This is a genomic window from Prevotella sp. MGM2 (assembly GCF_002933955.1).
GTDB lineage: Bacteria > Bacteroidota > Bacteroidia > Bacteroidales > Bacteroidaceae > Alloprevotella.
In genome coordinates, this window is the sequence record NZ_BEWW01000287.1 from 1 (window position 1) to 13684 (window position 13684).

Annotated in this window: 11 protein-coding genes; all 11 read right to left on the reverse strand. The window is 48.0% G+C overall.

Annotation, left to right across the window (positions count from 1 at the left end; genetic code table 11):
* Positions 1 to 5: 5 nt before the first annotated feature.
* The 11 genes from C5S62_RS09070 to C5S62_RS09115 all read right to left on the reverse strand — a co-directional run bounded on the left by C5S62_RS09070 (position 6) and on the right by C5S62_RS09115 (position 12858).
* Positions 6 to 242 carry a hypothetical protein gene (locus C5S62_RS09070; protein ID WP_104405065.1) on the reverse strand — a complete coding sequence of 79 codons (237 nt, stop codon included), beginning with the start codon at positions 240 to 242 and terminating at the stop codon, positions 6 to 8.
* A 336-nt stretch (positions 243 to 578) separates the two neighbouring features.
* Positions 579 to 1484, reverse strand: coding sequence for a LysR substrate-binding domain-containing protein (locus C5S62_RS09075; protein ID WP_104405066.1), 906 nt, complete (start codon positions 1482 to 1484; stop codon positions 579 to 581).
* Between the two features lie 44 nt (positions 1485 to 1528).
* On the reverse strand, positions 1529 to 2011 hold the full coding sequence (locus C5S62_RS09080; RefSeq protein ID WP_104405067.1) for a threonine/serine exporter family protein: 483 nt from the start codon (positions 2009 to 2011) through the stop codon (positions 1529 to 1531).
* Positions 2012 to 2040: 29 nt separating this feature from the next.
* Positions 2041 to 2820, reverse strand: coding sequence for a threonine/serine exporter ThrE family protein (locus C5S62_RS09085; protein ID WP_172486011.1), 780 nt, complete (start codon positions 2818 to 2820; stop codon positions 2041 to 2043).
* Positions 2807 to 2986: a hypothetical protein gene (locus tag C5S62_RS13300; protein WP_133159556.1), complete on the reverse strand. Its 180-nt coding sequence runs from the start codon at positions 2984 to 2986 to the stop codon at positions 2807 to 2809. The genes C5S62_RS09085 and C5S62_RS13300 overlap by 14 nt, the downstream gene beginning before the upstream one ends.
* A gap of 199 nt (positions 2987 to 3185) precedes the next feature.
* Positions 3186 to 6257: a DUF4906 domain-containing protein gene (locus C5S62_RS09090; RefSeq protein ID WP_104405069.1), complete on the reverse strand. Its 3072-nt coding sequence runs from the start codon at positions 6255 to 6257 to the stop codon at positions 3186 to 3188.
* 35 nt (positions 6258 to 6292) lie between these two features.
* Positions 6293 to 7483, reverse strand: a complete 1191-nt coding sequence (locus C5S62_RS09095) for a hypothetical protein (protein WP_104405070.1) — start codon at positions 7481 to 7483, stop codon at positions 6293 to 6295.
* Positions 7484 to 7485: 2 nt separating this feature from the next.
* Positions 7486 to 8511 (reverse strand): FimB/Mfa2 family fimbrial subunit, encoded by a 1026-nt coding sequence (locus C5S62_RS09100; protein ID WP_223301203.1) that lies wholly within the window; start codon positions 8509 to 8511, stop codon positions 7486 to 7488.
* Between the two features lie 9 nt (positions 8512 to 8520).
* Positions 8521 to 10704: an Mfa1 family fimbria major subunit gene (locus C5S62_RS13615; RefSeq protein ID WP_190311577.1), complete on the reverse strand. Its 2184-nt coding sequence runs from the start codon at positions 10702 to 10704 to the stop codon at positions 8521 to 8523.
* A 53-nt stretch (positions 10705 to 10757) separates the two neighbouring features.
* On the reverse strand, positions 10758 to 12257 hold the full coding sequence (locus tag C5S62_RS09110; RefSeq protein ID WP_104405071.1) for a DUF3868 domain-containing protein: 1500 nt from the start codon (positions 12255 to 12257) through the stop codon (positions 10758 to 10760).
* Positions 12258 to 12276: 19 nt separating this feature from the next.
* A complete protein-coding gene (locus tag C5S62_RS09115) occupies positions 12277 to 12858 on the reverse strand; it encodes a DUF3575 domain-containing protein (protein ID WP_104405072.1) in 582 nt (193 codons plus the stop codon).
* Between the last annotated feature and the right edge of the window lie 826 nt (positions 12859 to 13684).

A 13684-nucleotide genomic window follows, 5' to 3' on the forward strand; every position in this document is an offset into this window, starting at 1 on the left:
ACATTTCAGCTCTCGAATTTTAACAAATGCACCGGAATTTCGGCTTGACCCGAAACTTCTTCTTCATCATCGGGCCGTTCCACATCTTGGGATAACCCGTCCTGTCGTTGTAGGAAGCATATCTCTTCTGGAGTTTTTTTGTAGACGTCAGGAGCGGGACGGCCATCGGGATGGCGCACCTCCATGAGGCGCATACGGCCGACGTAACTCCAGATGCCGCGGAGGCCGCGGGCCTCCTTCACCTCACAACCGTGTCGTCAAGGATGGGAGACAATTCTTTGGTCTGACGGAACATGTCAAACACCTGAGCACAAAGGGGAGGGAAAGCCTGAATACTACAAAAAAACACATAAAAGCAACTTTTTCATAGGACAGACAGGTTAGAATATGAATACATAAGGAGCAAACCGCATCCTTCCCTTCTCAGGAAGCACGGAAGCGGCATGACTCGCAAATGCAATATTAGCAAATTATCTATAGACACCCGACTTTTTATTGAATAAATATTACGGAAAATGCAAAGAATCTCTGCATAACCGTTACAGTATCCATCAATTGAATCCTAGAAAGCCACACACTCAGTCAAGCCATTCACGCACACGGCGGCGAACGGCATTCGACTCGCTGAGCAAACGGATGAACTCGCAGGCGGAGCGCTTGCGGTAAGTTCCCTGAAGGGTGTGGACGCATCCCTGCATCTCGGTATCGGGCAGACCGATAGGGACAGCACGCACGCCTTGTTCGCCAGAAATGGCAGACTCGGAAAGAATGGTGACCAGACGGCTCTGGCGGATAAGTTTGAGGAGGATATTCACTTCGTTGAGTTCGGCACGTACATTAAGCCGTAAACGGTAACGGGCCACCAGCTGCTCGAAAACCTCGCGGGCCTGTAGCCCGCGGGCCGGCAAGGCTACATCATAGCGGGATATATCACTGAAACTCACGGTTTCAAAACGTGCCAAAGGGTGGTTGTCGTGAACGACGGCGGCCAGATGATTGTCAAAAAGAATGTGCGACTCCACTCCATCGTAACACTGCGACGGCTTGAAAGCAAGCACAAAATCCACCTCACGCCGCATGAGTTTCTGCATCAGTTCCGCCATGGGCAGATAGAATATATTGAGCTTGACGGCCGGATATTCCTTCATGAAGTCTATGAGCGTTTCGGTGAGGATGGGACTGAAGGTGAAGGTCACCCCAATATTGAGTGTTCCGGCCAGGAGCTGCTGCAAATCATGCAGACGGTCGGCACAGGCATTGGCGGCATGAAGCGTGCGGCGGGCATAAGGCAACAGTTCCGAACCGGCCTCGGTAAGTGTCACGGTATGACTGTTACGTAGAAAAAGCGGTGTGCTCATGTCCTGCTCCAATTGGCGGATCTGCTGCGAAAGGGTGCTTTGAGTGATACAAAGCGCTTTGGCGGCATCAGAAAAATTGAGCGTTTCGGCGGCTTTGACGAAATATTTCAATTGTCGGAGTTCCATAGGGCAAAGATACTATTTTATATCGGGATATGAGGTACGCCCGCTTACCATCGGGTGGCTCTGAAGGACTTGCCCTTAAACAAAAACACCGGAAGCAAGCCACCCACCACCATACCGACAATGATAAAGGCACAGGTGAGACCGTTGTAAGCCAGCAAATAAAGATAATGGCTGAATACGCTCTCCTCACTATGATAAAGACAGAGCAGCATGGCCTCGACAGTGCGGTAGGCATAAACACCGGGTATCATGGGCAGCAAAGCCGGAAAGAAACAGGTTTCCGCAGGGCACTTGGAACGCGGTGTGACCCACACGGCCAACATGCCGACAACAAAAGCGGCCAAAGTGCCGGCCGGAATGATGTGGACTCCCACCGCAGGCAACATCAGCACATAACGCAGAGAATGGCCGACAGCGGCCAGAAAAGCACAATAAGGATAGGCCCGCCGGGGAGGATTGCTGATACTGGCAAAACCAACAGCGGCAACAGCCGCAAAAAAAGCGTCCTGAAATATTTCCGCACACATAAGAAGTCAAAAAACAACTGAATAAAAAACTACAGCAGGCTACGCTCCATCAGTAATAAGCCGCAACAAAAACCGACGGAAAGACAAGCCGTGAGCACCACGGCATCGGCCAAACGGCAAAAGGCACAAAGATAATGCCCGCCGAGGAGGTCGCTCACCGAATTGATATAAGGTATTCCCGGTATGAGATAAAGTACACTGGTGCCTAATGCCACCTCAGGGGTAGTGCCCCATCCGAACACATGTCCGCCTGCTGCCAGCACGGAAGAGACAAAGGCGGAACACATAAAGACAAAACGCACATCCACTCCGCTACTCAGCAAGACCTGTTTGAGACGATAGCCGGCTAAAGTGGCTGAAAAAACCAACAGCATGGCAACGGCATCTCCACCGAACAGGCGGCAAAAAGAGGCATTGGCCACTGAAGCCAACAACAACACAAGCGGAGGAGAAACCGGCAGCACTTCATTCATCGTTTTAAGCCTGCGGCAGGCTTCGCTGAAAGTCGCCTTCCCGTCAGCCACTTCCCAGCTGAGCCGGCTCAGGCGGGTATTGAGGTCAAAACTGATGCCTGTATGGCGCTGACGGCGTAACTCACTGCAATTTTCGTTTCCCGCGGCATTGCGTACTGAGATATGGATATGTTTGGGCATGACGGCTACTTCGGTTTGCAGACCAAAAGCTCCGGAAATGCGATGCACATTCTTTTCAATTCGTATACAGGTGGCACCGCACCCCAAAAGCCAGGCCGCATAATCAGCCAGAAACCGACAGGCCTCATTCACTGAGGGATGTTCATTTACGCTCATCGCCGGGACAATAAAAGATTTCCTCATCCGTACCCATCTCCATGAAAGGCCGGCTATGCTCTTTCTCTGGGCGGTTCATCCCGCGGAATTTATTGATGAGCGAAAAGACGAAAACCAAAGCGGGCACCGCAGCGACCAGAAACCATACAATCATTTGCTTGTTCATAACTTCTATTTGAATAATTTGCTGGTGCAAAAGTAGTGCTTCACATCACACTGCCTGACGGCCTGTTCACGGAAGTTTCGATAACAGCTATCGAAAAAATACGAAAAAAACTACCGGTTCCCAAGAAAAATCTTTGGAAACCGGTATAACAATTGTTCAACAAGATGAAGCAGATTGCCGGAACTGCATCTCTTCAGGACTATTTCTTCCTGACACAACGCACAAAACAGGCATCCTTTCTGCCTCCTGTGGAAAAATGAGTGATAGGAAAGAAATCGAATGTATAGTAATTGAAATCCCAACCGACCACCGGGTCGGGAGAGATGGAATTTGAACCTGTATCTTTGTACCACTCCCGTGCCCAATAAATGGCTCCCGGACGTTTATAAACATCATAAAACAAAGGAACATCATTAACTCCATTAGGATAGACTGCAACATTCGAACTTTCAAACTCCGCTGTTTGGCCTGCATATCTCAATATACCATTTTCTTTTTCCTTACGATGCCCGTAACCGGAAGCTCCTATCGGGAAAAACAGGTTCTTACCTGTCTCTTTATTATACACAAAACATCCACGCATACCTCTGCCTGTACCAGAATGCTCGTAGTCATATCCGTAAACATCATTGATATGCTCACCGACTTCTACAGCATTATCTCCATACAAGACACCATAGCCCTCTGCGATATCCTGATGCTTATACAATTCCCCATATTCCTGCGCACTGGCCACTTTCATATCGCTTGTGGGATCTGAAAAAGTAAATAGGGAATTACCATCAGTTATTGTTGAGGGAAACGTGATTTCGCCCCAGGTTTTCTTTTCATTCGGTTTTCCGGCAATAACAAAGCCGTCAGCCGGATACAATTTGAAATCTGTAGGTTTAACATGGGTCCAGATTGACTTAGGATTTTTATTGTTGAGGGCGTCAATAGGATAGTCCCAATTACCCAGTTTAAAGAGGGAGCCTTCGTCAAGAGGAGATTCTGCCCGCTGGGTTTTAGTCCTCATATTTTCTGCATACCACTCCGCTCCACCTTCCACTAAATTATCCGGTTTGTCGCCTTGTCGGACAAATATCAGATGATAGCAAGTATAATTATTATATTCCACCCTGATGATGGCATAACGGTTGTCGGCGAGATTGTCCGTACCTTGATTGAAATCAATATGAAAGTCGATATTCGAACCCGTCTTTCCATATATGGTATCGTTGCTGAGCGATGACATACCCTGCTGTTCACGCAGTTTGATACCGGTACCGTTGGTTTCTTTCACCACATAAGCTTTCCATGGCCCTTCGGACTCGAAAACCTCAAATTTTTCAGCATTCTCCTGAGGCAGATTCTTTAAAACCACGTGAAACGATTTGTTGTTGCCAAAACTTCGGTAAATACCTTTGGGATTAACAACGCGGTTCACCTGAAATATGGTTACCTCTTTTTTAAAGACAGGGTCCAATCCTTCCAGTTTTGTTTCGATTTCCACCACTGCCTTTCTCTGATAAGCCGCATAAGGATTGTTTCCGGTATAGCCGGTTTCCTTAATCAGTTGCTTGGCACGTGTGTACATGGGCAAAAACACGTTGTAGGTGTGTTCTTCACCCTCAAGTTTCTCGACACGGTAAGTGTCGTCATCCTCTGAGTTTTCAGTAGTATGCGTGCCGATACTGAAATCCTTATATGTGCGTACACCTTGCGCAGGAATGGAATCTACATATTCTGCTTTATTTGATAAAGCCGTGAAAGGTTTAGTTCCGGTAATCACCAATTTACTGGTTTTGTGGAGCGAAAGAAAACCGTTCCACTGATTTTCACCCGGCTTATCCATTTGGTAGTAATAAACCTCATGATTAGCATTATGCGGTGCCCAGCGGTTGTCTTTAATAGTGGCTTTTATATACTCTATCTTACGACCGCCGGTATTGATCTTGACAGGATACATCATACTGTGGTTATAGAGATATGATATATAATAAGGGTCAACAGTAACCACTCCCGGATCGGGTTCCTCATATTCTATATGCCAATCCACATCGTTGGCAAAATTCTTGAACTTAAGGGTCAGCTTGTAGTGACAATTACGTTTGGCATTGTAGTCCTTGAGAACATCCTGCCCAAGCATGAAACGGTATATGATGTTGCCGGAACCTAATTTCTCCGAATTGATGGATTCATAATGGGCTACGACTTCTATATAAGTGCCATACGGTTTATCATCTTTGAGAACATAAGTTGTGTCATCCGGCAAGCCAGGGGCATCGAGAACACCATCCTTGTTTCCGTCCTGCCGCTTATCCTTGCCTTCACCCTGCATGTTTTCATAAAAATAAAGGGCCGGCGCCTTTTCATCGTGGGAGCCATATTTGGGATTACCGGCAGTAAGGCGCGGTCCGCTATAAGAGGAATTGAACTCCGTAGGCTCTTCTTCACCTTGATAGTATTTGATTTTCTGACCATCCAACATCTTCGCACTAATCTCCTTATCAGTGCCTGTAGGACAGTTCAGAGTATATCCTTCTCCGCCCACATTGTTAGCCTTACCAAGATAGCACTCTGCGGGAATATCTTTTATCTGTACGGATTTAAGATAGACAAAAACACCCTCTTTCAAGGCGGTGCCGTCATAGGCTATGGTAATTTTGGAAGCCGCGCGGCGCAGCCAGGCATGCAAATTCATGTTCTTGCTGTTGATCACAAGAGGATCGTCCTCCGGCTGATTGGCCGTATTAGCGGTGAAGTATCCCAACATCTCCCCATTGTCGGCTACTTTGGCTGTATCGTTGTTCCAAACGAGCCGTACACTCTTAAGACCGTCAACGGTTTGAATATCATCCTTATGGTTGCTCAGGAAATCAGGCATGTTGGCCACGACATACATGCGATACTTTCCATAAGGGATATCTTTCAGGCTGAAAGAGGCTTGCTTTGTCTGGCTTTCTGCCGTATGCCCGTTTTCTGCATCCGCATCAGAGCGTTCCACATCTTTCAACTCATATTTGCCGGCAGTAATCTCCTCGCTGCGCACTAAAGACCCGGTATCGTAATCATACAACAATACATAAAGATTCGTTATGCTCTTAATAGCATCGCCGGCAGCTCTTGATTTGCCCACAAGTCCTGTATCCATAGGCCGGAAGTCTACGGTGGCATGTATCGTGCCGATGCCGGTACCGTCAGTACCCGCCAGCCAATCGTCCTGACACCCGACCACGCCACAAACAAGCGCGCATAAACACAAAAGAGTGTATAAAATATTTCTTTTCATCTTCTTATTCGTACTTACTCTTATCTAATTTGATTTCATAATCCAAAGTCCGGCTCAAGAATCACTTCGGAGTAAGGCCTGATATCAACCACACAATTCGCGTTGGCCTTAGTGAGGGATATATTGACCTTGACATGTGTGTTACGAGGCAATATGGGAAGATTAGGAAGAGGAACGGACTCTAACAACAGTTCATTCTTGCCGTCGGCCTCAGTGAGAGTGATGCCGATGGAATAAGGAGACTTAGCGGAGCTGCCGTCAGAAGACGGGGCTGCGTGAAGTTTGCTCTCACAAAAATAAAAAACCGGCAACAGTTCTTTCGGCTCGGCCGACAAAGGAATGGGCTTATCGAAACTAAACGTAAAAGGATGATGGTTTACATCCGAAGGAATGGAATAAGACGTAATGAAACGTCCGGTTGTCTCCGTCCCCGGTTTCTGTGTTCCGGGATTTCCTTTTGCCGGATTATAAACCGTATTATGAGGAAGAAAGTATTCGCGGTCTGCAAGGCCGTTGAACAGAATACTCTTCAGGCAGAGGTCCTCACCGTCACGAGCTGTGATACTAAAACTGAATTTAACGGCCGCACGGGTCACGAACAATGTCCCCGCAGAGAACTTGTCGTTATCCTCCTTAGGATTCGGCACGTAAAAGTCGTAGACCTCACCCATGGGAATATAGGTCTTGCCTGCTATATTCTCGGAATTATTGTAAAGCAGAACACCATTATCCCCCTTCGGACTGACTGTAAGGTTTTCGAACGTACCGGAAGAATAGACCGAGCCTTTGGAAATACCTGAGAAATCGTAGTCCACAGCCGCTTCGTTAGCAATGAGATAGACCGTCTTCATTTCTCCACCACGCACCGGAAAGTCGAGTACATCCGAGAGGATAGCCCCATCGTCAGAAAACGTAACCAAGCGGTTGTGCTCAACCACCTTTGTCCCATTCGCTGACGGACGGAGAATAATGACGCGCAAGGTGTGAAGCTTTTCGTATTTATTGGCTTCGCGTTCGAAGTAGTTATTGTCATCCGGAATAGTAACAACCGCCCTCGACCTCTCACCGTCAACGGCATCGGGCACGACTACAGCAAACGAAAGGTTGATCAGCGAACCGGCAGGCAGATGGCCAGTATTTTCGGTCATCTCCGCACGGTCGGCACACGCTGCAAACATCACACAGGCAATGATGCTATAAACTATATGTTCAAATAACTTAAACATTTCTACAATTCGGTGTCGTTGATTCGTACAACCCAGCCGTTGATGACAATCTGGGTCTTCAGCCAGTTATTACCCCTGTCGAGGAAGAAGATCATATTCCACCGGCTTTCGCGGTCGAGAAATTCCTGCGACCCCATCCATGCAAACTCCTGACTTTTGAGGAGCAGAAGATAGCTGACCAACGGGATGGAGAGCACTTCGGAGCCATCGGCAGCGCGGCGGATTTCCAGCCGGGGACCGGTGCCGGCCATAAAGCGGGAAGTACTGAACTCGGCAAAAGCCACCTCCACCTCCTTTCCGCTGTCAACGTCAATGCCCGCTACGGCCTGTCCGCGGGTCCAAGGACAATAAGAGGTCACGGCAGTCGGAATGACATCGTTGTTCCAGTCAAAACCGGTATTGTCGGCAGTAACGGCAAAGGTGAAATCGGTATTGTCAACCGTCGAACCGTCGGCATGCTGTAAAACTATGCGAACATTATTGGTGTCCTTCATCATTTTGACAGTGGCTTCAGTGTAAGAGGTTGACTCTTCGGGGACAGTGACCTCGAGGCAGCCGTAAAAAAGATCATGCAGTTTCGTACCGACAGGGGCGGTGACACATTCCGGTTTGAGATATACTCCCACGCCATCAATCGGCAGAGAAGCGTCGGGAGCGGTGTCAAAGGCAAAAGAGGCATCCGCACAGGCCATGCCGCCATAGGCCAAAAGCCTGTAGGTGCCGGCCGGCAAGTCGAGCGTCATCCGCCAGTTTTCGTCAGACAGCATTTCCGCAGCCGTTTCTGTGCGTGTCTCGATGTAATTTCCGTCTTTGTCGTAAACAAGGAGCGTCAGACAGTCGACCTGCGAGGGAAATGCGTTGGCAAACTCCATGTTATAGTCATAGACGAAACGCAACCGCAACCCTTCGTCGCAAAGCGCGAGGTCGTTGTAGATAAACGAGTCGCAGGCGGCAAGGGTAATCATCTGCAAGGCGACCAGCGCCTTGCAGATGACAGATGAGATAATATTTCGTCCGAAAAGTTTCATTTCAGCCAATTAGAATTCGATATTGTTTTCGCGTACAACCCAAGGCAGCGTTTCGGCCGTAACGGTGAGGTAAATATCCTCGCTCTCGTCGGGAGTGCCCGGCGTCGGTTTGTCGGGGTCGTTCTCAGAAATACGCGGATGCCCCAGACGGCTGATCTTGGTAACGGCCAGTTTGTAGACGTTATTGCGGACAACGGCAAACTCCATCGGGCCCATCACACCGGATCTTGTATTATCGTTGTGACGGTTCCAGTAATAGTAATAGCAATAGTAACCCCAGCCACCAAGTTCAGGATGACCTTCCACTTCATCGTTGCTACGCTGATATATGGTAATTTTAGCATCGGTCACTGCTTTCTTGAAATTGTCTTTCAAAGCTCCAGAATCCGGCTTACCGCCTGTATTCCAAGCATTCCAGGCATAATTGGCACTGGTTTCATCTTCGCTAAGCTGGTCCTCATAAGTAACCTCAACTCCCTCCTCTATTACAGCTCCACTTTCATTAACCTTATTATACTTAAACGTGACAGAACCGAAACCGCCGGTACCGAACACCGCAACATACAGAGAATTGGTACGGTTGATGGAAAAAGGCTCCCAATGGCCGGTATTAGCATCTCCCACCCACTTGAATCCGGGAACTGCCGCCTTAATGGCTGCTTCACGAATCTTGTTCCAAGTCATATACAGATTACCCGCAAACAAATAGAGGATAGGGGCTTTATATGAGTTGCCGAAATCTTCACTCTTATTATTAATGGCCTCGGCAAGAGCACGCACATCTTCATCTTCACTCTCTAAAGCCTCCGATGTAGCAATCATTTTACCCTTGAACACGACCCCCGTGGTAAGGCCGTTAATCTGGCCGTTCATGCCGGCAATGGTATTCTCCGTAGCATAGCGCCAGATATGATAATCGCCCTTGCTCGCATCACTGTTCCAATCCTGATTGTTATCTTCCGGTCCTTCAACAACGGCCTTACAGATACTGACCCCCCAACGGTTGGGATCATGAGCATTAGTAACATCAATGGTATTGTCATTATTAAAGAACGGATACTCGAAATGATCATCATATGCAAATTCCTTATTGGGAACAGCATTGTTCCATGCCGTTGCTATATCATCCTTCCATTCCCAGTCGGCATCCACTACATAATTGCCGGAGGACAGCAGTCCTCCGGTAGTCGCATCATAACTCCAAGGACGTTCAGGCTGGCAGAGTTGCGTATCCTTGGGTTTTCCATCTGCAGAAACACGGCGAAGCGCATAAAAAGACTTGTTCATGTTGACAAGCGCCATTCTCTGGAGCTGGACATTGATGAGCGGAGTTTTAGCGGCGTCTCCCACACCGTCATAAACCACCCGATAAGTAAAGTTACCTATACCGTTTCCCTTATGGTCCTCCGAGCCGTCGCGGAAGTCGAAACGTGCCGCCGCACGTTCTACCTTAATGGAGCCGCGTACGGGTGTACCGTTGTCAATGGCCACATCGGCATTATTGCCGGACAAGTCGAAAGGCTTGCCTTCCGACTTGTAATTGTCCCAGTCATTAAGCAAGCGCGGGATTTCACGTTGGGCAATCAACGCATTTGACATCAGGAAATTATCAGGAGTCCAAATAAAATTCTCGTCATCAAGCGTCTGAACGGCATCAACCCAATCGGTGCTTCCCACTCCCGGAGCTGGAACCGTCGCGCCGTCATTCGAGCCAAAAATGGCGTCCTTGACACCTTGGTTAGGATTGGCAAAGACAAATATATTGGCTTTATTTGAGAAATCCTTGTCGTTGTAATAGGCGCTCAACTGGGTTTTCGAGAACTTGGAGAGAGCTTTGTAAGCCGATTTGTCAGCGGAAATGGCATGAAGATCATTGGTCGTAACAGTGGATGCCGCAATAAAGCCGTTATCGGAACTTCGCGCTAGCACTATAATGGCTTCATTGATTTTATTTTCATAATCTTGTCCGATTTCCACGCCGCCGGTGCTCGTACTGCCATTATTGCCGGGATCGCCAATCGTACTGCGCGACCCTCCGGCTTTGGGCATGTCAATGTTAATGGCAAAAAAAACGCCGTTTTCCGCATCACCGGGATTTGATCCATTAGTACCATCTCCGATATTGTCGTCGGAGCAGGCGCCTAAAGTCATGGCCGCCATGGAAGCCATGCAAAGGAATTTGATTTTTTTCATACTTTTAATAAGTTAAGATATTTCTTTCATGTATTTCTATTCAATTGCCTGTGTCACCGCGATACCGGAGAAACAAGGTAAGTCACAGAAGAGTGGTCGCGGATTTCCTTAGCACGCTCTATAAGGCTGTCACATCCGGGCATGCCGGCATCGCGCGCACTGCTGAAGCGTCTGATCGCCTCAGGATAATCGCCCCTTCTGGCGGCAAGCACGCCACGGGCATAATTGGCGAGAGCCGTGTTGCCGGCTTTGAGAAGATGGCTTTGGGCCTGGTCCAAACGTCCGCGCCGCATCTCTATATTGGCAGCATTAAGGTTAAGCATAGGATCGTCGGGATAAACCCCGACCGCAGTCTCAAACACTTTACAATAGTCGTCGCTGCCTTCCGGATAGGTCTGCGCCAGGGTGTAGAAGTCGACATTGCGCAGGCGCGTGGGGTCGGTTTCAAAAACACGCTTTATCTCAGCAATGTCGGTATACGTGCGGATGGCGTAGGTCACCTTATAGTCAGAATGACGCAGCCAGGGATAAATGTCGTTAAGAATCACCGCATAGTCGGCCGGAAATTGGGTTTTAATGGCCAAATCCTTATTGTCGAAGCCAAGAGGCCCGTCAATGATGGAAAGGATTTCGGAGCGGTGGCCGATGCTGAAGTTCAGGGAGTCGGCAACATAATTGCGCAATCCGGCCCAATCCTCAGGATCATAGCTGGAGGTAACGGTCGAATCGCTGAAGTGGTAAAGATCGCGCACGTAGCGGCGAAGCGTCTCGGTGCGGCCCTTGGCCAGACGGATATTGTTGTCGTAAGGCCCTTCGGGCGAGGCAAAGCCCTTAATGTGGACATGTGTGATGGTAGCGTCGCTATCGCGGCGGACATACTCTATCGACTCAATGATTTTGGCCAATTCGGCGCGGTTACGCATATAGTCGGGTTTCAGCTCGGTGCGGTTGACAACGAAAGTGACGAACGCACTTCCCTCGATTGACTTGATGACGGGACCCGCATCAACGGGAGGAGCGAAAACGAAACGGGCATCCAGACTGGGACGGGTCACATCGATTTCGGCCATCGGCACGTTGCCCGATTCGGAAGGACCGGCCAAACGGCTGGGAGTGTCACAACAATTGGCCGTTTCGGCACGCATTTCGAGCACCGACTGCCCCATCCAGGGTTCATAGGCAAACTCACGGTCGTAAGCGGCCCGGATTTTCCGGCCGGCACGATAGATTCCGGAATCACCGCCGTCCAACACACCGTCGCGCAGATAATGATACCAGCGGTTCCGGCCGGCTATGGTAACCGGTTCAAAAACGAGGCTGTCGGAACGGTCGCGGGCAACCAGCACGGGAGTGAATATGATTTCGCGTTCGGAGCTTACACGATATTTCTCTATATCGAGTCCTATTCTGACTCTTACCTTTCGGGCCTGTGCGTCCACGGCCACACTGATGTCGTAAAGTTTGATATCGGCGCTGTCGGCAGTCGGGCCTGAGGCCCAGGCGGCGTAAGAGGCAATGAAAAGCGCCGCCAACAGGTTTACAATCCGTTTCATATTTTGTATCAGATGAACTTTAGAAGGTGTAGATAAGGTTAAGGGCGGCTTTAGTGGGGCCTACGTAGTGATGGGGAACGCCCTCGGCGCTCTTGCGTCCGCAACTGGCACAGGGATAACGGTCAAAACGGGTGTAGACCCATCCGAATCCCACTTCGGCCTCAAAGTTCCAGTGGCGGCTGATAATCCAGGAGTAGCCATAAGCCAATCCGGCACCGCCCATCCACCCCTGATAGCGGTGGTCGCGAAGATTTCGGAAGTTTGTACCGATGAATGAGAACGGCAAATCAATGTTGCCGATGTTGAACTGGCCGCCATGAAGATGCGCTCCCACAAAATGACCGGAAAAACGGCGGCAAAACCAATAGCGCGCCTCGGGCTGTACGAGCCAGTGTTTCCAATAATGCCCTTTGACAGTCCAGCCATTAAGTTGTCCTTTCACATCCAACGTCCATTTGGGAGCAAGGCCGACTTCCAGTCCCAAGCTGGGCGACAAGAAAACATCAGCCAGCACATTGGTCTTTACGGCTACGTCTTGCCCTCTGACACTCTGTGAGATACCGATAACGGCAAAAGCCAACAGAAATAAATTCCGTTTCATATTTTCATCATTTATATAGTTGCGATGTACGCTTTTTAGAAGTCCGTTTATTTTTACTCTCTTCATAAGAGAAGTATTAGAGCGCGCAAAAGTACACAAAATATAAAAAAATAACAAACGTAAACAGTATATTAACTCAACATCGGTCACACAAAACTTGAAATTGGGTATATATCCTGTGCAGATTTTCAAAACATTAAGTATATAACAATACTACGGTACTTCTCTTATGAAGAAAGCGAGCAACGTTATTACTTTTATTTTGGCTTTTCTCTCTTTATCTTTTTTATAAATAGGAAATTCGTGTCCCTGACACATAATGTGTTACAAAGATTTTTCCAACTTATTTTGCACTTCTCTTTTAAAGAAAAGTATTGATTTTCATAAGTATCTGTATATCAATAATATTAATACAAAATTAAACTGAAGTGCAGATATTTTTTGTAGGACATGTATCACTTTTTTTATAATACAAACAGAGTTTTTATCATAATTTATTTACCTTTGCACTCAATAATACTTTTCTTTAAAAGAAAGATATTTTAGAGACACCACATCCGGCTTTTGTCCTTTTCTGTCATTTTTTATTTAACAGTGATGTGAGTTTGTTTAACCGATTGCTGTTATACTCCCCATAAAGGCAGATCTAAAGCAGCGGCCTGTACCTGTTGTCCGCAAAAGTTTATCATCGGCCATCAGGGGCATTTTCTCCTTTGAACATTAACATTTTTAACCTTTCGTTACATTTCAGCATCTTAAAAAATAGGTTTAAAGCAATGAAAGGGGAAAAGTCCGTATCGGAATTTTAACACGATTACTTTCCATT

What these genes read in the sequence shown, in the direction of transcription:
- C5S62_RS09075 (WP_104405066.1), bottom strand. Translation starts at nt 1,484, where the DNA reads ATGGAACTCCGACAATTGAAATATTTCGTCAAAGCCGCCGAAACGCTC.
- C5S62_RS09080 (WP_104405067.1), bottom strand. Translation starts at nt 2,011, where the DNA reads ATGTGTGCGGAAATATTTCAGGACGCTTTTTTTGCGGCTGTTGCCGCT.
- C5S62_RS09085 (WP_172486011.1), bottom strand. Translation starts at nt 2,820, where the DNA reads ATGAGCGTAAATGAACATCCCTCAGTGAATGAGGCCTGTCGGTTTCTG.
- C5S62_RS13300 (WP_133159556.1), bottom strand. Translation starts at nt 2,986, where the DNA reads ATGAACAAGCAAATGATTGTATGGTTTCTGGTCGCTGCGGTGCCCGCT.
- C5S62_RS09090 (WP_104405069.1), bottom strand. Translation starts at nt 6,257, where the DNA reads ATGAAAAGAAATATTTTATACACTCTTTTGTGTTTATGCGCGCTTGTT.
- C5S62_RS09095 (WP_104405070.1), bottom strand. Translation starts at nt 7,483, where the DNA reads ATGTTTAAGTTATTTGAACATATAGTTTATAGCATCATTGCCTGTGTG.
- C5S62_RS09100 (WP_223301203.1), bottom strand. Translation starts at nt 8,511, where the DNA reads ATGAAACTTTTCGGACGAAATATTATCTCATCTGTCATCTGCAAGGCG.
- C5S62_RS13615 (WP_190311577.1), bottom strand. Translation starts at nt 10,704, where the DNA reads ATGAAAAAAATCAAATTCCTTTGCATGGCTTCCATGGCGGCCATGACT.
- C5S62_RS09110 (WP_104405071.1), bottom strand. Translation starts at nt 12,257, where the DNA reads ATGAAACGGATTGTAAACCTGTTGGCGGCGCTTTTCATTGCCTCTTAC.
- C5S62_RS09115 (WP_104405072.1), bottom strand. Translation starts at nt 12,858, where the DNA reads ATGAAACGGAATTTATTTCTGTTGGCTTTTGCCGTTATCGGTATCTCA.